At 69.4% G+C, this 18,694-nt stretch carries 18 protein-coding genes; 5 read left to right on the top strand and 13 right to left on the bottom strand.

Going from position 1 to position 18,694, the window contains the following annotated elements; genetic code table 11:
• Positions 1-241 precede the first annotated feature (241 nt).
• Positions 242-1,606 carry a sigma-54-dependent Fis family transcriptional regulator gene (locus tag ACESMN_RS00240; RefSeq protein ID WP_373051571.1) on the top strand — a complete coding sequence of 455 codons (1,365 nt, stop codon included), beginning with the start codon at positions 242-244 and terminating at the stop codon, positions 1,604-1,606.
• Positions 1,607-1,668: 62 nt separating this feature from the next.
• On the opposite strand, the gene thrC is transcribed toward ACESMN_RS00240, so the two are convergent.
• Genes thrC through alaC form a run of 3 tightly spaced genes read right to left on the bottom strand, consistent with a single transcriptional unit; the run spans position 1,669 to position 5,438 of the window.
• Positions 1,669-2,811: a threonine synthase gene (gene thrC, locus ACESMN_RS00235; RefSeq protein ID WP_373051570.1), complete on the bottom strand. Its 1,143-nt coding sequence runs from the start codon at positions 2,809-2,811 to the stop codon at positions 1,669-1,671.
• 33 nt (positions 2,812-2,844) lie between these two features.
• The gene (locus ACESMN_RS00230) at positions 2,845-4,158 is read right to left on the bottom strand and encodes a homoserine dehydrogenase (RefSeq protein WP_373051569.1); all 1,314 of its coding nucleotides are present in this window, start codon (positions 4,156-4,158) and stop codon (positions 2,845-2,847) included.
• A gap of 47 nt (positions 4,159-4,205) precedes the next feature.
• Positions 4,206-5,438 carry an alanine transaminase gene (alaC, locus tag ACESMN_RS00225; protein ID WP_373051568.1) on the bottom strand — a complete coding sequence of 411 codons (1,233 nt, stop codon included), beginning with the start codon at positions 5,436-5,438 and terminating at the stop codon, positions 4,206-4,208.
• Between the two features lie 163 nt (positions 5,439-5,601).
• Here alaC and ACESMN_RS00220 point away from each other — a divergent pair, with 163 nt between their 5' ends.
• Entirely contained in the window at positions 5,602-5,976 is a 375-nt protein-coding gene (locus tag ACESMN_RS00220; RefSeq protein WP_373051567.1) for an Mth938-like domain-containing protein, read from the top strand.
• An 8-nt stretch (positions 5,977-5,984) separates the two neighbouring features.
• Here ACESMN_RS00220 and rpoS read toward each other — a convergent pair whose 3' ends face one another.
• The 5 genes from rpoS to surE are packed head-to-tail and all read right to left on the bottom strand — an operon-like array spanning position 5,985 to position 9,831.
• A complete protein-coding gene (gene rpoS / locus ACESMN_RS00215; protein WP_373051566.1) occupies positions 5,985-7,016 on the bottom strand; it encodes an RNA polymerase sigma factor RpoS in 1,032 nt (343 codons plus the stop codon).
• Positions 7,017-7,048: 32 nt separating this feature from the next.
• The gene (locus ACESMN_RS00210) at positions 7,049-7,792 is read right to left on the bottom strand and encodes a peptidoglycan DD-metalloendopeptidase family protein (protein WP_373051565.1); all 744 of its coding nucleotides are present in this window, start codon (positions 7,790-7,792) and stop codon (positions 7,049-7,051) included.
• 44 nt (positions 7,793-7,836) lie between these two features.
• Positions 7,837-8,421: a YqaA family protein gene (locus ACESMN_RS00205; protein WP_373051564.1), complete on the bottom strand. Its 585-nt coding sequence runs from the start codon at positions 8,419-8,421 to the stop codon at positions 7,837-7,839.
• Positions 8,418-9,089: a protein-L-isoaspartate(D-aspartate) O-methyltransferase gene (locus ACESMN_RS00200; RefSeq protein WP_373051563.1), complete on the bottom strand. Its 672-nt coding sequence runs from the start codon at positions 9,087-9,089 to the stop codon at positions 8,418-8,420. Before ACESMN_RS00200 ends, ACESMN_RS00205 begins: the two co-directional genes overlap by 4 nt.
• Positions 9,073-9,831: a 5'/3'-nucleotidase SurE gene (gene surE / locus ACESMN_RS00195; RefSeq protein WP_373051562.1), complete on the bottom strand. Its 759-nt coding sequence runs from the start codon at positions 9,829-9,831 to the stop codon at positions 9,073-9,075. Before surE ends, ACESMN_RS00200 begins: the two co-directional genes overlap by 17 nt.
• 137 nt (positions 9,832-9,968) lie before the next feature.
• Here surE and ACESMN_RS00190 point away from each other — a divergent pair, with 137 nt between their 5' ends.
• The 3 genes from ACESMN_RS00190 to ACESMN_RS00180 all read left to right on the top strand — a co-directional run bounded on the left by ACESMN_RS00190 (position 9,969) and on the right by ACESMN_RS00180 (position 12,087).
• On the top strand, positions 9,969-10,508 hold the full coding sequence (locus tag ACESMN_RS00190; RefSeq protein WP_373051561.1) for a Smr/MutS family protein: 540 nt from the start codon (positions 9,969-9,971) through the stop codon (positions 10,506-10,508).
• A gap of 389 nt (positions 10,509-10,897) precedes the next feature.
• Positions 10,898-11,464 (top strand): DUF3365 domain-containing protein, encoded by a 567-nt coding sequence (locus tag ACESMN_RS00185; RefSeq protein ID WP_373051560.1) that lies wholly within the window; start codon positions 10,898-10,900, stop codon positions 11,462-11,464.
• A gap of 170 nt (positions 11,465-11,634) precedes the next feature.
• Positions 11,635-12,087: a PAS domain-containing protein gene (locus ACESMN_RS00180; protein ID WP_373051559.1), complete on the top strand. Its 453-nt coding sequence runs from the start codon at positions 11,635-11,637 to the stop codon at positions 12,085-12,087.
• Between the two features lie 30 nt (positions 12,088-12,117).
• Here the strand turns inward: ACESMN_RS00180 and truD are convergent, their stop codons facing one another.
• Genes truD through mrcB form a run of 5 tightly spaced genes read right to left on the bottom strand, consistent with a single transcriptional unit; the run spans position 12,118 to position 18,688 of the window.
• A complete protein-coding gene (gene truD / locus ACESMN_RS00175; protein WP_373051594.1) occupies positions 12,118-13,149 on the bottom strand; it encodes a tRNA pseudouridine(13) synthase TruD in 1,032 nt (343 codons plus the stop codon).
• Positions 13,149-13,859 carry a tRNA (adenosine(37)-N6)-threonylcarbamoyltransferase complex dimerization subunit type 1 TsaB gene (gene tsaB, locus ACESMN_RS00170; protein WP_373051558.1) on the bottom strand — a complete coding sequence of 237 codons (711 nt, stop codon included), beginning with the start codon at positions 13,857-13,859 and terminating at the stop codon, positions 13,149-13,151. Before tsaB ends, truD begins: the two co-directional genes overlap by 1 nt.
• A complete protein-coding gene (locus tag ACESMN_RS00165; RefSeq protein WP_373051557.1) occupies positions 13,850-15,823 on the bottom strand; it encodes an ATP-dependent DNA helicase in 1,974 nt (657 codons plus the stop codon). The genes tsaB and ACESMN_RS00165 overlap by 10 nt, the downstream gene beginning before the upstream one ends.
• The gene (locus ACESMN_RS00160) at positions 15,816-16,370 is read right to left on the bottom strand and encodes a tetratricopeptide repeat protein (protein ID WP_373051556.1); all 555 of its coding nucleotides are present in this window, start codon (positions 16,368-16,370) and stop codon (positions 15,816-15,818) included. Before ACESMN_RS00160 ends, ACESMN_RS00165 begins: the two co-directional genes overlap by 8 nt.
• Positions 16,367-18,688: a penicillin-binding protein 1B gene (mrcB, locus tag ACESMN_RS00155; protein WP_373051555.1), complete on the bottom strand. Its 2,322-nt coding sequence runs from the start codon at positions 18,686-18,688 to the stop codon at positions 16,367-16,369. Before mrcB ends, ACESMN_RS00160 begins: the two co-directional genes overlap by 4 nt.
• Positions 18,689-18,694: the final 6 nt, after the last annotated feature.

The following is an 18,694-nucleotide window of genomic DNA, read 5'->3' as shown; positions in this document are numbered from 1 at the left end:
TGTGACCGACGGCGGCGCGGGTCGCGGTCGCCGATGCCCGCTCCCGGCACGGATCCGGGTCGGCACCGGGGCGCGGCACAGCGGCCTTCGGGACCCCGAGGACTGTTGCAACACCGGTTCCCGGGGCAACCTCGTTTCGGTGCCCGGGAGCAACTTGCAATCGCGCGCCGGTCATGGCCGGCCTGGAACCGTTGCAATCCTGCGGGCATACTGTTGCAAACCCATTCGGGCACCCGGTACCGTGAACCCAGACTCGCAGCTCGGCCTGATCGAGACCCTCATTCAGCAGAATCGGGACGGGGCGCTGGTCATCGATAACCACGGACGCATTGTCACACATAACACCGCCCTGGTAGAACTGCTCGAACAGCCGGCCGGCACCCGGTTCGAGACGACCCTCCGCATGGGCCCGATCAACCTGCAACGCCTGCTGGTCCGTGCAGCGATCGCGGCCGGGGAGCAGGATGCGGTCGGGCGCGCGAGTTCCCGGTCCCTGGATTTCCGGACCGAGCTCGACACGATGCATCCGGTGCTGCCGGTCAGAATCACCAGCGTGCCGCTTGACCCCCATGCCGGTGACGGCCGCCTGCGCCTGATCACCGTACGCCCCGAACCGCCGCTCGACACGGCAACTCCGGATGCGGCCGGCTTCATGCCGGGATCGCCGCTCGAATCGGCGGATGAGCGCTGCCGGATGCGTCTCGATCTCGCACGCCGGGCCGTGGCCTCCGGGATCAGGGTGCTGCTGGTGGGCGAGACCGGTACCGGCAAGACCGTGCTGGCACGCGCGTTGCACCGATCCGGCCCCCGCGCTGCCGCAGCCTGCGCGGAGATGCACTGCGCGTCCATGCCGGAGACGGTACTCGACTCGGAACTGTTCGGACACACACGCGGTGCCTTCCCGGGCGCGTCGGCCGAAAGGATCGGCAGACTCGAGAGTGCGGACGGAGGCACCCTGATCCTGGACGGGGTCGACGGAATGTCGGCACCCCTGCAGCAGGCCCTGCATCGGGTGCTCGCAGACGGGCGCTTCGAGCGCATGGGAGAAAACCGTGTGCGGCAGGTCGATCTTCAGGTCATCTCGACCTCGAGCCGGGACCTCCGCCACGGGCTGGCGAGCGGGCGCTTCGGCCGGGGTCTGTACCACCAGCTCGCGGGCCTGATCATTGCACTGGCGCCGCTGCGCGAGCGTCCCGGGGACCTCGACGCGACCCTCGAGTGCTGGTCCCGGCACACCGACGTGGCGCTGACGGACGCGGCCCGGGGCCTCCTCCACCGACACGACTGGCCGGGCAACTTCCGGGAACTGCGCAACCTGCTCGGGGCCCTCGGCCTGCATGCGGAGCCGGGGGCGCGCGTCGACGCGGACGCCGTCCGCGAGGCCTTCGAGGACTGCGGAGTTGCGTGGCATCCCTCTGATGCGCCGTCGCCGGCGCCCTTCACCGCAGCGGAAAGGCGTGAACGCGAGACGCTGCAGCACGCCCTTACAATCCACAACGGCAACCGCTCGCAGGCCGCCCGCAGCCTGGGAATGGACCGCACGACCCTGTGGCGGAAGCTGCACCGGCTGCGCCTGATCCCGGAGCCGGAGCGCGCGCCCGACTGAGCCATACGGGCTTGTTCTTCCGTGGCGCGCCTTGTCATGGATGGCGCGTGTCCGCGTGCTCCTCAGACCATGTTGTCGTGAATGGCGCGAGTCACCGCGTCCAGCTCTGCGCGCACCTTGATCGGCTCGCGGCTGGCCTGGGCAATGGCCGCATCCGGATCCTTCAGGCCATGGCCGGTGAGGGTGCACACCACGCTGGAACCTTCCGGGATCAGCCCGTTGCCTATGTCCCGCAGGGCGCCGGCGACCGAGGCCGCGGACGCCGGCTCGCAGAACACCCCCTCCTTCTCGGCCAGGAGCTTCTGAGAGGCCAGAATCTCCTCGTCCGAGCACTCGTCGAACCAGCCGCCGGACTCCTCGCGCACCTTCCAGGCAACGTCCCAGGACTGCGGATGGCCGATCCGGATCGCGGTCGCAACCGTCTCCGGGGCATCCACCATTGCACCCCGCAGGAACGGCGCGCTGCCGCTGGCCTGGTAGCCGACCATCCGCGGCCGCTGCCCCGCCACCCCGCCGCCGGCGAAGCGGCAGTGTCCGCGGCAGAAGGTGCAGGCCTCGGTCACGCGTTCCCCGCTGTGCGCGGCCAGCTCCGAGTAGCCGATCCAGTGCGCCGTGATGTTGCCGGCATTGCCCACCGGCAGGCAGTGAAAGTCGGGGGCCCGCCCGAGCTCCTCGACGATCTCGAAGGCGGCGGTCTTCTGGCCCTGCAGCCGGAAGGGATTCACCGAGTTCACCAGGGTGACCGGTGCGGTGTTGGCGACCTCCTTGACCAGGCGCATGCCATCGTCGAAGTTGCCCTCGATCTGGATCACCACGGACCCGTGCATCATCGCCTGGGCCAGCTTGCCCATCGCGATCTTCCCGTCGGGGATGACCACGAAGGCGGTGATGCCCGCCCGCGCCGCGTAGGCCGCGGCCGACGCCGAGGTGTTTCCGGTGGACGCACAGATGATCGCCTTCGAGCCCTCCTCGACCGCCTTGGTCACCGCCATCGTCATGCCCCGGTCCTTGAAGGAACCGGTGGGATTGAGGCCCTCGAACTTCACGTAGAGCTCAACGTCGCGGTCCAGCTCCCGCGGAATGTTGTTCAGGCGGATCAAGGGCGTGTTGCCCTCGCCCAGGGAGATGATCCGGGTATCGTCGTGCACCGGGAGGCGGTCCCGGTAGCGGTCGATCAGGCCGGTGTAGCGATGTCCGAAGGCCATGTTGGGTGCGTTCCTCGTAGAAGGCGTTGTGGGTCAGCGGGACAGCGGCTCCATGCGGATTCGCGTCACCGGCGAGGTGAGGTGCGGAAGGCCACCGAGTTCGCTGATGGCCTCGTCGACGTCGCCCTCCCGGACCTGGTGGGTCAGGATGATGATCGTCGCCTCGCCGCGATCGGGATCCGGCTCGCGCTGCAGGATCGCCTCGATGCTGATGCAGTGGGCGCCGAGCACCCGCGTGATGTCCGCCAGCACGCCGGGGCGGTCCCGTGCCCGCAGGCGCAGGTAGAAGGAGGTGCGCACCTCGGCCATCGGCAGGACCGGAAGATCCGAGAGTGCGCCCGGCTGGAAGGCGAGATGGGGCACCCGGTTCTCGGGATCCGCGGTGAGCACGCGCACCACGTCGACCAGGTCCGCGACCACCGCCGACGCGGTCGCCTCGGCCCCGGCCCCCGCCCCGTAGTACAGCGTCGGACCGACTGCGTCCGCCTGCACCAGCACCGCGTTCATCACGCCATTGACGTTGGCGATCAGCCGGCGCTCCGGAATCAGGGTCGGATGCACCCGAAGCTCGAAGCCGCCGGCCGCGCGGCGGGCGATGCCGAGGTGCTTGATGCTGTATCCCAGTTCCGCGGCATAGGTGACGTCCTCGCGGGTGATCCCGGTGATGCCTTCGGTGTGGATCCGCTCGAACTGGAGGGGGATGCCGAAGGCAATGGCCGCAAGGATACACAGCTTGTGCGCCGCATCGATCCCCTCCACGTCGAAGGTGGGGTCGGCCTCCGCATACCCCAGACGCTGGGCCTCGGCGAGCACGTCGCCGAAGTCCCGGCCGTGATCGCGCATCTCCGTGAGGATGAAGTTGCCCGTGCCGTTGATGATGCCGGCCACCCAGTCGATGCGGTTGCCCGCCAGTCCCTCGCGCAGTGCCTTGATGATCGGGATGCCCCCGGCCACCGCCGCCTCGAAGGCCACCATCACGCCCCGCTCGTGGGCGCGGGCGAAGATCTCGTTGCCATGCAGGGCAATCAGGGCCTTGTTCGCGGTGACCACGTGCTTGCCGGCCGCGATCGCCCGCAGCACCAGCGTCCGGGCCGGTTCGGCGCCGCCCATCAGTTCGACCACCACCTCGACCTCGGGATCGTCCACGACAGAGTCCGGCTCGTCGGTCAGGCGGACGCCATTCAGTGCGCAGTCACGCTCACGATCGAGGTCGCGCACGGCCGCGGCCACCACGACAATGCCGCGGCCCGCGCGCCGCGCGATCTCGTCGCCGTTACGGCCGAGCACCATCACGGTGCCGCAGCCGACCGTGCCGAGGCCGAGCAGTCCGATCTTCACGGGTTTCATGGGTCAGCTTCCTTATTCTGTTGCGCCCGCGCCGAACGGGCCGTGTTTCAGGCGGAATGCAGCCCGGCGTCCGTATCCTCGGCCCGGGCGCCGGCGAGGATGGAATCGGCCCGGAACATCGCCTTGATCCCGCGCAGTGCCTGGCGGGTACGCTGCTCGTTCTCGATGAGGCTGAAGCGGACGTGGGTATCGCCGTAGCTGCCGAAACCGATGCCCGGTGACACCGCCACCTTGGCGTCGCGCAGGAGCTTCTTGGAGAACTCGAGGGAACCCATGTCGCGGTAGGCCTCCGGGATCGGGGCCCACACGAACATGGTCGCCCTCGGCTTCTCGACCCGCCAGCCCATCGCGTTCAGACCGTCGCAGAGCACGTCCCGGCGGGAACGGTAGAGATCCCGGACATCCTGCACGCAGTCCTGGGGCCCCTCGAGGGCGGCGATCGCCGCCACCTGGATTGGCGTAAAGGTACCGTAGTCGAGATAGGACTTCATCCGCGCCAGCGCGGCGACCAGCGTGGGATTGCCGCACATGAAGCCGATACGCCAGCCGGGCATGTTGTAGCTCTTGGACAGGGTGTAGAACTCGACCGCAATCTCCTTCGCCCCCGGCACCTGCAGTACCGACGGCGCCTTGTATCCGTCGAACACGATCTCCGCATAGGCGATGTCATGCGCAAGCCAGATGTGCTGCTCGCGGCAGATCTCCACCACCCGCTCGAAGAAGTCCAGGTCCACGCACTGCGTGGTCGGGTTGGCCGGAAAGTTCAGGATCAGCATCTTCGGCCGCGGCCAGGAATCCTGGATCGCGCGGCGTAGCTCGGCAAAGAAGTCCACATCGGGGGTCAACGGGACGTGACGCACATCCGCCCCGGCAATCACGCAACCGTAGGGGTGAATCGGGTACGCGGGGTTGGGCACCAGGACCGCATCGCCGGGACCGAGGATCGCCAGCGCCAGGTGGGCGAGCCCCTCCTTGGAACCGATGGTCACGATCGCCTCGGTCTCCGGGTCCAGATCGACGTCGAAGCGGGCCTTGTACCAGCGCGTGACCGCCCGGCGCAGGCGCGGAATACCCCTGGACACCGAGTAGCGATGCGTGTCCCCGCGCCGGGCGACCTCGACCAGCTTCTCCACGATGTGCGCGGGCGTGGGCTGGTCCGGATTGCCCATGCCGAAGTCGATGATGTCCTCGCCACGGGCTCGGGCCTCGGCCTTCAACTGGTTCACGATGTTGAAGACGTAGGGCGGCAGGCGTTCGATGCGCGGAAAGACGTCGGTCACGGATGGCTTCCTGGATCGTGAATGGGCACGGCAGAACGGCCGGTGCGGAGAAAACGGGTGAAAGTATAACCCGTCCATTCCACTGTCAACGCGATCGCGGGCGGGGTCCGCCCCAATTCGCGGACGCTTGCCGCGACCGGCTGATGCCTTTAGGTTGGGGGGCATGCAGATCACCCAGATCACCGGCGAAGACCAGAACATGATCACGGGCTACGGGCGCGATCACGTGGCCGTGAACGGCGTGCGCCACACGACCAGCCTGATCCTTCGTCCCGACGCGATTCTCCGGTCCTGGCCAGTCGCGGACGCCACGGTCCTGCAGACCGGAGACCTGTCCTGGATCCGCGAGCACCCGCCCGAGATCCTGCTGCTCGGAACCGGCACCCGGCAGGTCTTTCCACCCCGCGCGATCTGGCGGGAACTGCGGATGGAGCCGTGGGGCCTCGAGATCATGGACACCGCGGCGGCCTGCCGGACCTACAACCTCATCGTTGCCGAAGGACGCACGGTCGCCGCCGCCCTGATCGTTGGCAGCTGACGGCCGGTTCAGGGGCGCGGCAGCAGCACGTCTTCGGACAGACCCCGGGCCCGAAGCAGGCGGCGCAGGCGCTTCAGGGCCTCCATCTGGATCTGACGGACCCGTTCCCGCGTCACTCCGATCTCGGCGCCCACCTGCTCCAGCGTGCAGCGCTCGAAGCCGTGCAGTCCGAAACGCCGCACCAGCACCTCGCGCTGCTTCTGGTCCAGCTCCTCCAGCCAGGCGGCAACGAGGTTGCGGATGTCCGCATCCTCCAGCAGCGCGGAGGGACCGGAGGCGTTTTCATCAGGCAGAATCTCGGTCAGGGAGCGATCGCCATCGGGTCCCACGGCGATGTCGATCGAGGTGGACGGCTCGGACATCGCACGCAGCTTCTGGATCTCGCTGACGGGCTTGCCCATTCGGGCCGCCAGCTCGTCCTCGGTCGGCTCCCTTCCCAGTTCCTGCATCATCACCCGGGACACCTTGTTCTGGGCACGCAGCTCCTTGCTCACGTGCACCGGAATCCGGATGGTGCGGGACTGGTTCATCAGCGCGCGTTCGATGGTCTGCCGGATCCACCACGTCGCATAGGTCGAGAAGCGGAACCCGCGTTCCGGATCGAACTTCTCCACCGCGTGCATCAGGCCCAGGTTGCCCTCCTCGATCAGATCGAGCAGGGCCAGGCCCCGGTTCATGTACCGGCGCGCGATCTTGACCACGAGACGAAGATTGCACTCGATCATGCGCTGCCGCCCCTTCGGATCCCCGGCGCGCGCGAGGCGGGCGTAATACACCTCCTCCTCGGGGGTCAGCAGTGGCCGGAACTCGATGTCGCGCAGATACAGCTGGATCGCGTCCAGTTCCGCCGGGCCCGCGTCGTGCGCAATGCGATCCACCGCCGTCACCACGAGTGGTTCGTCGCTCAATGCCGGGTCCTCCCCTGCATCGATCCCGGGCTCGAGCTCGGCGTCCTCGCCACTGGGTTCCGGACCCACATCCGGCCCGGTTTCAGTCGGCTCCTCGGGAGCCCGCTTTCGCAATCGGTTCTGTGAGGCCATGGGGCGGAACTTCTCCTTCGGGGCGACAGCATCTACCGCCGGGGAAGATAACGCGTCGGATCGACGGCCGCACCATCGAGCCGGATTTCAAAATGCAGCATGGGACGTTCTGCCCCCGAATCGCCCAGGCGGGCCATCCGCTCGCCGGCGCGCACGTTCTGACCTTCGCGCACCAGCAGTTCCTCGTTGTGCCCGTAAGCGCTGATGAACCGGGCATCGTGCTTCAGGATGATAAGCCGGCCGTAACCGACCAGTCCACTTCCGGCATATACCACCTCGCCAGCTGCCGCGGCGCGCACGTCCTCGCCGCCCTCGCCGCCGATCGCGATGCCCCGTCGGGTCGTGGCACCGTTGCTGAAGCCCCGCAACACCGGTCCGTCGACCGGCCATTGCCACTGCGGTGGCCCGGTCGCGCCGGCCGGCTCCCGGGCCGGCTCCGCGGCCGAAGGCGCCGCAACGGCCGGAGCCCGCGCCCCGGCCTGCTGCGGCGCCGGTTGCGACGGCGCCGGACGGGCCGCCGGGCCGGGGGCCTCCGTGGCCCGAGGGCTGTCCATCGGTGCCGCACCGGCGAGGCGAATGCGCTGGCCCGGATAGATCAGATAGGGGGGCCCGATGCCATTGCGCCGGGCGACGTCGCGCCAGTCGAGCCCGTGACGCGTCGCGATACGATACAGCGTCTCCTCCCGACGCACGACGTGCGTGGCCGCGGGGCTGCCCGATCCGCTCGCCGCGGGCGCGGACGGCGGGGACGTGGCACAACCCAGGGACGAGGCCATGATGATCCCCAGAGCCATCCCGAGCAGGAGCCGAATACAGCGCATCAGGCGGCAAGGGTGTAGAAGGCGACGATGGCTACCAGTATCAGCACCGATGCCCAGCCCAGGCGTTCCATGTAGGGACGCAGATGCCGGTCGGCCTGGGGACCCGCCCATGCCATCAGCACGGCCACGGCGAAGAAGCGCGCGCCCCGGCCCACCACCGAGGCCACCACGAATGGCAGCAGCGGCATCGCCAGCGCCCCGGCGGTTACCGTGAACAGCTTGTAGGGGATCGGCGAGAAACCGGCGATCAGCACCACCCACACGCCCCAGACCGCAAACCACTCCTGCGTGAGCTCCAGCTTCTCGCGCTGGCCCATCTCGACGATCCAGGGCTCCACCAGTTCGAACGCAAGCACCCCGATCGCGTAGCCGAGCAGGCCGCCCAGAACCGAGAACAGGGTCGTGAGGCCGGCCAGGCGGAGCGCCTCGCGCGGACGGGCCGCGGCCATCGGTGCCAGCATCACGTCGGGCGGCACTGGAAAGAAGGACGATTCGGCAAAGGAGAGTCCGGCCAGGTAGCGGGGGGCGTGACGATGCCGCGACCAGTCCATCACGCGGTCGTAGAGCGGCTCGAAGACCCTCACTGTTCCGCCCCGGAAAGCATCGGCACAAAGCATACCGTGTCGAGCAGATCACGGACGAAGGCCTCGGCGGTATGGGTATAGCGCACCAGCTGCTGCTGCCCGTCCACACCCTCCACCGGCGCGACCAGGCGGCCTCCGGGCGCCAGCTGCGTCAACAGTTCGTGGGGCACCTCGCGCGGAGCCGCGGTCAGCAGGATGCCATCAAAGGGCGCCCGGGCGGGCCAGCCCTGCCCTCCATCCCCGTGCAGCAGACTGACGTTGTTGATGCGCAGCCGGGTGAGCAGTTCGCGCGCCGAACGGCTCAGCGCCCGGATGCGTTCCACCGAAAAGACGCGCTCGACCAGGTGTGCGAGCACGGCGGCCTGATAGCCGGACCCGGTGCCCACCTCGAGCACGGTGCTCACCGCACCGCCTTCCAGCAGTGCCTCGGTCATGCGGGCGACGATGAACGGCTGCGATACCGTCTGCCTGTAGCCGATCGGCAGCGCGATGTTCTCGTAGGCGCGGTGTGCAAGCGCCTCTTCCACGAACAGGTGACGCGGTACCTGCCGGATCGCCTCCAGTACCGCGGGATCACGGATGCCCAGCTCCGCCAGCTGCCGGATCAGCCGGTCGCGCGCGCGCTGAGAGGTCAGGCCCGCTCCAAGCATGTCAATCGCCACCGGCATCGCCCTCCAGCCAGCGCCCCAGGGTATCGATCGCCTCGAACTGCGTCAGGTCCACCTGGATGGGCGTCACCGACACAAAGCCCTCGCGCACCGCAAAGAAATCCGTACCAGGACCGGCATCCTGTTCGGGTCCCGCCGGTCCGACCCAGTAGATTGGGCGTCCGCGGGGATCGGTGGTCTTCACCACCGGCTCGGACTTGTGCCGGTGACCGAGCCGCGTTGCCTGTACCCCCCGGATCTCCGCGAACGGGAGATCCGGGACGTTCACGTTCAGGATGGTTGCGGCCGGCAGGGGCACCCGGTGCAACCGGTCCAGCAGATTCAGCACCACGCGTGCGGCGGCATCGTAATGCTGCATCCTCGGTCCGACCAGGGAGACCGCGATCGCCGGAAGGCCCAGGAAACGGCCCTCCATCGCGGCCGCGACCGTACCCGAATACAGCACGTCGTCGCCCATGTTGGCCCCGGCATTGATGCCGGAGATCACGAGGTCCGGTTCGCGCTCGAGAAGCCCGGTAATGGCCAGGTGCACGCAGTCGGTGGGGGTGCCATCCACGCCGATGTCCCCGTTATCCAGCGCCTGGGCGCGCAGCGGATGCACCAGCGTCAGGCTGTTGCTGGCCCCGCTGCGGTCGCGATCCGGCGCCACCACCCGAACCTCCGCCAGGTCGCGCAGGTGCCGGGCCAGGCACTGGATACCGGGCGCGTGGATGCCGTCATCATTACTGACCAGGATATGCATGGGCGAACAAACGGGGTGCGTAGCCGCCTAATATACTGGAAACGATCGCCAGCGCATCGAATCCGGGCTGATCGACGGGCCCGATCATCCCGACGGATTCCCCGCGCTGACCACCCCCGAAGCAACGGAAGTGGCGAATGAAATCGGACGAAGACCCAAACGACATCGGACACTTCCTGCGGGCCGTCGGCGCGGTCAGGCGCCTGGAGCACGATCGGGCGGAGGTACACCCTCCGCCTCCCAGCGCGCGCGCCGGCAAGCGACGCGAGGATGAACGGGAGGTGCTGAACGACCTGCTCAGCGATCCGGTGAATGCCACCGACCTGCAACCCGGGGACGAACTGCGCTTCATGCGGCCCGGGGTCAGCCACCGGGCATTCCGGAACCTGAAACGCGGCCAGTATCGCGTGCAGGAGGAGCTGGACCTGCACGGTCTCTTCGCCGGCGAGGCACGCAGGACCGTCGCCGAATTCCTCAACGACGCACGCTCGGCCGGCCACCTGTGTGTGCGGGTGGTGCATGGAAAGGGGCTGCGGTCGCGACAGCAGGGACCGGTACTGAAGGGACTGCTGGATCACTGGCTCCGGCAGCGCGATGATGTCCTCGCCTTCTGCTCCGCGCCGCCGGCCGATGGCGGCACCGGAGCGGTGTACGTGCTGCTGCGCCGCGCGTCCTGACTGCCATGGCCCTCCACCACCCCTGACAATAAAGGCCCCCTCCCCCGCTGACGCCTTCCCTTCACGGCAGGCCGGGTTCCTCCACCTCACCGCAGAGGACATATCCGGAGTCCGGGAAGACCCGGACGGCGTTGCGGGCAAGCGCCATTATCCGTAGTGTGTAGATTGATACCGGCGCTTGCGGCGTGACGGGCGAAGCTGCAGCCGCGCGAGACCGGCAAACCCTGATTCACCGGTGTCTCCCTCATGGCGCGTACTCCCTGGCGCCGCTCGCGGGATCCCGGTACGTATTCCGCGCTCCCGGCGCTTGCAAGAAAGGGAAATACGATGCAGTATTTGTACAACTGCTGTACAAAATGGCAGAACAACCCAAATCGAGGGCTGCAAAGATGAACCGATGGAAGATGATTTCCGTTGCACTGGCTCTCGCCGCCGTCGGTCCGGCACACGCCGAATCCGTCGATGAACGCATTGCGGCGAGCCAGGAGGCGATCCAGGACTTCGCCGGGACCCTGCAGGGCCATCTGATGGAGGCCATGCAGCAGGGCGGCCCGACCGAGGCGATCTCCGTATGCCAGCAGGTCGCTCCCCAGATCGCCGAAGACATCTCGGCCGAGACCGGCTGGAGCGTCGGACGCACCAGCCTGAAGCTTCGCAACCCGGACAATGCCCCCGACGAGTGGGAGCGGGCCGTGCTCGAGCACTTCGAGGCACGCCGCGCGCAGGGCGTACCGGCATCCGAGCTGGCCTACCATGAAACCGTGCAGGAAGGCGATGAAGAGGTCTTCCGTTTCATGCGGGCGATTCCCACTGGCAGCGTCTGCCTGACCTGTCACGGCAGCGAGGTGGACGGGGACATCCAGCACGCGCTGGAGCGGCTGTACCCCGAGGACCAGGCCACCGGCTATTCCGAGGGAGACGTGCGCGGCGCCTTCACGATCATCCAGCGGATGTAGCGGCAGCGGCTGGACGTTCAACCGTTTTCCCGCCAGAGGGCTGCGCGCGCGCAGCCCTCTTCCTTTGCCCGGGATACGGCGGCGGTTCCGCGCGGAATGCGCAGCCTGTGCTACAGTCCTGGACTGGTGCGCCTCAGGACACCGAGCATGGTGCCCGAACAAGCCGGAACATGACCCGATCGATTGACGCAGAACTCCTGGCCCTCGCGGTCGATGCCTCCAACGACGGCATCGTGATCGCCGAACAGGAAGGGCACGACAACATCCTGATCTACGTGAACCGTGCCTTCGAGGAACTGACCGGATACAGCTCGGACGAGATCCTGTACCGGGACTGCCGCTTCCTGCAGGGCGACGACACCGAGCAGGAGGGTGTGCGCCAGATCCGCGCCGCACTGGAAAAGGGCGATCCCTGCCGCGTGGTCCTGCGCAACTACCGCAAGGACGGGTCGCTGTTCTGGAACGAACTGTCCATCACGCCGGTGTACAACGACGACGACCAGCTCACCTACTACATCGGCATCCAGAAGGACATCACCGCCCGGGTCGAGGCCGAGGCACGGGCCGAGCGCGCGGAGCGCGCCCTGGCCGCGGCGCGAGGTACCGGTCCGGACGGTTCCTGAACCCCTGCGCCCACTCCCTCCCGGCCCGGTTCAGTCAACCGCCGAGGTCAGGGCGACCGCTCCGGCAACGCCGGTCGCATACCCTCCCGGACCCAGCTCGATCTCCAGCACCAGGGTCTCGTCGGACTCCCAGGACCACGCCAGCCGTCCCGGACGCATCCGAAGCGGCCGGCGCCCGGGCCGCATTTGCTCCCGTTCCAGCCCACGCGCCAGATCCCCGAAGGCATCGGCTGCGGCGGCCTCGAGGGCGCGCACCGTTCCGCCCGTGCCCGGATCGCCATGACCCCAGAGCGGGCCGGTGGGATGGAGGTCCAGACGCTCGCATCGTGCGCGCAGCGTCCCGTCGATCGTCGCGACCGGGAAGATGCTGCCGCTGCCGTCCAGGTTCGCGACGTCGCCGGAAAGGAGCTGGTCCCAGCTGCCGTCCTCCACCCGCCTGCGGAGCACCGCGTTGAAGATCGCGGCCCGGGCCGCGGAGAGGTAGAGACTGCGCTGATTGCGGTTCCGGGGTCGTGAACGGCCCGCAAGCCACATGCGTGCCCGTTCCAGGTTCGCATGACCGAAGCGCTGTTCCCCGAAGTAGTGCGGCAGCCCCCGCTGCCGCATGCGCTCCAGCAGGGTGTCGGCGGCAGCCCGGTCGCCGCGGACATCGCGCAGCCGCAGGTGGAAGCGGTTTCCCGCCAGGTGTCCGGTCTTCAGCTTGCGCCCGTGGCGGCGACGGGTCAGGACCTCGACACCGGCGGGCGGGCCTTCGGACCAGTCCGGCTCCGCGCGTCCCGGCAGCTGCACGCTGAACCACTGCGTGGTCACCGCGTGGCGGTCCTTGCGGCCGGCGTAGCCGACGGCGGAACGCGCCACGCCCGCCACCCTGGCAATCCACTCGGCGACCGTCTCGCTGTTGAGGCCGGTCTTGCGGATCCGCAGCCACACGTGTTCGCCCTCGCCCTCCGGCTCCGTGGCCGCAATCTCGTCGACGCGAAAGTCCTCCGGCTCGGCCCGGAGCCTTGCGCGAAGCGGAATCGCCCAGGGATACAGGAGCCCTTCCGGCGCGCCAGCCGACATCATTCACCGCTTCCGCGGATCGGGGCCGCCGGGGCCCGCGCGGGCTCCGCCACCCGATCCCGCAGGTACACGGGCCGCGCCTGCTCCGGCGGCACCGCCTCGCCCCGGGCATGGGCTGCGGCCCCGAGCATTGCGACCTCGCGAGCGCAGGGAAGCGCCGCGGGGTCGGTCTGCGGACCCGACAGGCCCAGCCGACGCTGGAGCTCCGGGTACGCGGACAGGCCGTTCCCGAGCGCCAGACGCGAATCCGTTGCCCAGTTCACGCGCACGTCCCCCGGCGCGCCCACGAACTCGGCCGCAGGCGCCACCAGACCATCAGGACCGGTATGCAGTACCGACCAGTACACCTCCCGCATGCGCGCATCGAGCACCGCGAGGACCTGGCGCGCCCCGCGGTCCGCACCCTGCTGGGCCAGTGCGGCCAGGGTTGACACCGGCACCACCGGGATTCCGGTGGCGAAGGCGAGACCCTGGGCGGTCCCCAGCCCCAGGCGGACGCCCGTGAATGCCCCGGGCCCCCGCCCGACCGCCACCGCATCCAGATCCGGGGGCCGAAGCCCGGCGTCGGCCAGCAGGCGCTGGACCTGCCCCAGCACCAGTTCGCCGTGGCGCCGGGCGGCCTCCGGTTCCATCAGCCAGCGCAGTTCACCGTCGATCCACAACGCCGCCGAACAGGCCCCGGTCGCGGTCTCCAGCGCGATCAGGCGCATGCGTCCACCCCTCTGCGCCGTCTTGCCGCCTGCAGGAATTCCAGCGCCGCGGCGGGATCGCTCGACTGGTGAAAGCGCGGCAGGCTCTTCAGGAACTGGCGTCCGTAGGGCCTTCCGGTGAGCCGGGGGTCGCACAGGGCCAGGATGCCGGCGTCGCTCGCATCGCGGATCAGGCGGCCCGCTCCCTGCTTCAGGGCCAGCACCGCCTGCGGCAGCTGGAAGTCCATGAACGGACTCCCGCCCGCGGCCTCGATCGCGGCGGTCCGCGCCTGCAGGACCGGGTCGCTGGGGGCGGCGAAGGGAAGGCGGTCGATGATCACGACCGACAGCGCGTCGCCGCGTATGTCCACCCCCTCCCAGAAGCTGTGGGCGCCGAGAAGCCACGCGTTGCCGGAGGCGCGGAAACGCTCCAGCAATTCCGCCCTCGGGCGCTCCCCCTGCACCAGCAGCGGCTGCTCCGCCGGCAGCCGGTCCCGCAGCAGCGCAGCCGCCTCCCGCAACGCGCGGTGGCTGGTGAAAAGGAAGAACCCGCCACCGGGATTCCCGATCAGCAGAGGCCATGCCCATTCGACGCAGGCGCGGGTATAGCCGGACATGTTCGGATTGGGCAGTGGCGGCGCAGGCACTGCGAGGCAGGCCTGGCGCGCAAAGTCGAAGGGGCTGTCGAGGCGCTGTGCGCGGACGTCGTCCGGCAATCCGAGGCGGCGCGCCGCGTGCCGGAAGTCTTCGCCCACGGCGAGGGTCGCGGAGGTGAAGATCCAGCTGGCCGGCGTTCGCGTCCGTTGCTCGGCCAGCGGCCGCGCGGCGTCCAGCGGCGTGCGGTGCAGCATCAGGCTCTGCCGGAAGCGCTCCACCCAGGGCACCGTTCCCGCGGTATCCTCGAGCCAGCCCTGGAGCCGCGCACGGAGGGCGGTACACCGGGACCGCGCCTGATCCAGACCCGGGCCGCGCTGGGCCGCGGCACGCAGTCCTTCCTCCAGGGCCCCCAGCGCCACGTCCACCCCGGCGAGCGTCTCCAGCGCGCCGTCGTGATCGGGCACCTCGGACCAGGCAGCGCGCGCGGGCCAGCCGTCCGAGCAACGGAGCAGTTCCGCAACCGCCGACTGCAGAGCGGACACCCGATCGCGCAGGTCGACCATGTCCGGGGCGTCCCGCTCCATCTCCCGCAGCACATCCCGGCCGAGATCCCGGACCGCCCGCGTACCGAAGGCCAGCCCGAAGAACGCGCCGGCGATCTCCGGCAACTGGTGCGCCTCGTCCACGATCACCACCTCGACCTCGGGCAGGAGTTCACCGAAGCCCTCATCCTTCAGCGCCATATCCGCGAGCAGCAGGTGGTGGTTGACCACCACCACCTCCGCCTCCTGCGCCCGGCGCCTGGCACGCACCACGAAGCAGTCGTTCAGCCGCGGACACTCGCCACCCAGGCAGTTGTCGACCGTGGAGGTCACCTGCGGCCAGAGCGGCGCATCCTCTGCAAGGACTCCGGCCTGCGTCAGGTCGCCGGTCCTGGAGCTCGCGGCCAGACGGCGCAGCTCACGGATCGTTTCCGCCTGCCCCGTGCGCCCCGCTGCATCGGCCGCCGCCGAGTCCAGGCGGTAGTGGCACAGGTAGTTCGAGCGCCCCTTCAGCAGGGCCATCTTCGGTCGCTGTCCCAGCGCCTCGCACACCATCGGCAGGTCCTTCTCGAAGAGCTGGTCCTGCAGGGTCTTGGTGCCGGTGGAGATCAGCACCCGGCGCGAAGAGAGCATCGCCGGCACCAGATAGGCAAAGGTCTTGCCCACGCCGGTCGCGGCCTCGACCAGCAGCGTCCCGGCTTCGGCATCGATGGTCTCGGCCACCAGCCCGGCCATCACCTGCTGCGGCTCGCGCGGGTGGAAGCCCGGCACCGCGCGCGCGACCAGCCCCCCGGTACACAGGGCGGCACGCGCGCGCCCGGCGGTATCCAGTGCCGTTTCAGCCAAGCGCCCGCTCCAGCCGCTGCACCTCTTCGAGCGCCCGGCGCGCGCCCTCGGCGTCGCCCATCCGTTCACGGGCTTCGGCGATGATGCGCCAGTTCGCGAGTGCCAGTCCGCGGTCGGCGGACCCCAGCTGCAGCGAGCGCTGCGCCATGCGCTCGGCCTGCTGGAATGCGCCCTGCTGAAGCCGCACCCGGGCCAGGCGGCTCCAGAGTCCGGCATCGCGCGGGGCGATGCGCAGCGCCCGCTCGAGTTGCAGTCCCGCCAGGCGCAGATCACCAGCCGCCATTGCCTCGTCGGACTGCGCAGCCAGGGCCAGTGCCGCCGTTGCGGTGTGCGACGGGTCCGGGAGCGCGGCCGGAGCCGGCGGCCGCTCCTCCCGGGGCGACGGCGGGACTTCGGGGACCACGACCACGGCGCCGGTCTGCGCCGGAGCCTCTGGTCGCGGCGCGGGCACCGCGCAGGCCGCGAGCAGCGCGAAGGCCGGCAGCACCGCGGCCAGGCGGCCGGCCCGGCTCGTTACCGCGGAAATCCCGATCGTTGCCCTGCTCATCGCCGCCACCTCTCCAGCCAGTTGTCACCGCCCGGTCCGGGAAGAGCCACCCCGAGGTCGCAATCGGCCCGCACCTCGGGAGCGGAGTCCCGCCAGAAGGGTAACTCGATACGCTCGGCACAGGCATCGGTATCGGCACGCAGGCCGGACGCCCGGTCCACCTGCTGCATCCGGATCTCGGGGTGGTGCCCGAGATTCAGTGAAGCGCCGGGAAACGCCGCCATCGCCCGCGACCAGATGGGCACCGCGCCGCCTCCACCGGTCAGACCGAGGGGGCGGTTGTTGTCCAGGCCCAGCCAGACCACCAGCAGGAAACGGTCGTCGAAGCCGGCAAACCAGCTGTCCCGGAGATCGCTCGAGGTACCGGTCTTCCCGGCGACCACGCGTTCCGGCAGGCGCCAGCCGATCTGCCGTCCGGTGCCCTGGGTGGTGACGTCGTGCAGCGCCCGCACGACCAGCCGCACCGCCCCATCCGGGACCGCTCCGCGCAGTTCCAGGCCGTAGTGCGACAGTTGCCGGTCCCCGGCATCCAGCACATCGCGGATCGCCCGGCTGCGGGTCGCGTAGCCGCCGTTGGCGAGGGCCTGGTAGAGCGTCGCCACCTCGAGCGGCGACAGGTCCAGCGCCCCCAGGGCCACCGAAGGCAGGGGCGCCGGAGTCCGTTCCAGCCCCAGTGTCTGGAGCAGCCGCACCACCTGCGGGATTCCGATCTGTTGGGCGAGACGCACGGTGGGCACGTTGTAGGAGTGGACCAGCGCCTCCCATGTAGTGACCGGACCGCGGAACTCGCGGTCGAAGTTCTGCGGGGTCCAGGGCTCGCCGTGCGGCAGGTGCAGTGTCAGGGGCCCGTCGTCCAGCAGCGTCGCCAGCGTGTAGCGTTCGGGATCCGACAGCGCGGCCAGGTAGACGAAGGGCTTGATCAGTGACCCCACCGGGCGCCGCGCCTCCACCGCCCGGTTGAAGCCGGGAAAGCGCGGGTCCCGGTCGCCGACCAGCGCCAGCACCTCGCCTGCCAGCGGATCGGTCACCACCGCGGCGGCCTGCAGCGGGTCTTCGATGCCCCGTACCCGTACCAGTTCCTGGATGCCCGCGGTCAACTGTCTCTCCAGGGTCAGCTGGATGCCGGGGTCGAGGGTGGTGAAGATCCGCAGCCCCTCGGTGCGCAGGTCCTCGTCCCGGTACTCGTCCCGCAGCTGCCGCCGCACCAGGTCCAGGAAGGCCGGAAAGTGGCCTTCCCCCCGCGGGATGCGGGGCGTCACGCCCAGCGGCCGCGACCGGGCCCTCTCGATCTCGTCGCGCGAGGCCAGCCCCTCGCGCTGCATCCGGTCCAGCACGCCGTTGCGACGCGCGAGCGCCCGCTCCGGGAAGCGGCGCGGATCGTAATAGCTGGCGCCCCGGGCCAGGCCGACCAGCAGCGCCAGCTGGTCCAGCTCGAGTTCCTGCAGCCGCCGCTGGAAATAGAATTCCGCCGCCAGACCGAAGCCGTGGATCGCGCGGGCTCCGGCCTGGCCCAGGAAGACCTCGTTCAGATAGGCCTCGAGGATCTCCTCCTTGGAATAGTGGTACTCGAGGAGGATCGCCATCACCGCCTCGTTGATCTTCCTCTTGAGGCTCTGTTCGTGGGTCAGATAGAAGTTCTTCACCAGCTGCTGGGTCAGGGTGCTGCCGCCCTGCACCGTCCGCCCGGCACGCAGGTTGGCCCACGCCGCACGCACAATCCCGATCGGATCCACGCCGCGATGGGCCAGAAAGCGGCGGTCCTCCGTGGCCAGCAGCGCGCCCACCAGGCCGCCCGGCACCTCCCGCAGGTTCACCAGCACGCGATCCTCGCCGTGAGTCGGGTAGATGCTGCCGATCAGCATGGGTTCGACCCGCATCAGATCGACACTGCCGTGGCGGTCCCGCAGGTCGGCCACCACCCCATCGCCAAACCGTATCTGCACCGAACGCGCGGGCTCCGGCCCGTCGCTGAACACGAAGGCCCGGGTGTGCAGCGACGCCTCCTTGCCGCGGATGGTGAACTGGCCGGGGCGGCCCTCGCCCTCCTCCTGGTAGTTCAGTGCCTCGAGTTCCAGACGCAGCAGCTCGGGCGTCAGGGCACGCCCTACATACAGCTCGAGTGGCCTTGCGAAGACCCGGGCCGGCAGGGCCCAGCGCTTGCCCTCGAAGCGCTCCCGCACCTCGCGGTCCAGCTGCTGCACGTGCAGGGCGCCGACCCCGACGGCCACCAGCAGCAGCCCGACGCTGAACCACGCCCCTGCGGCCAGCGCGCGGCGCATCCGCGACCGGGGGCGGGAAGGGGGTCGGCTTCGGGGCATGGACTC

The sequence above is a fragment of the Thioalkalivibrio sp. genome, from assembly GCF_041690275.1.
Taxonomy (GTDB): Bacteria; Pseudomonadota; Gammaproteobacteria; order Ectothiorhodospirales; family Ectothiorhodospiraceae; genus Thioalkalivibrio.
This window is presented reverse-complemented; position numbering and strand designations above follow the sequence as displayed.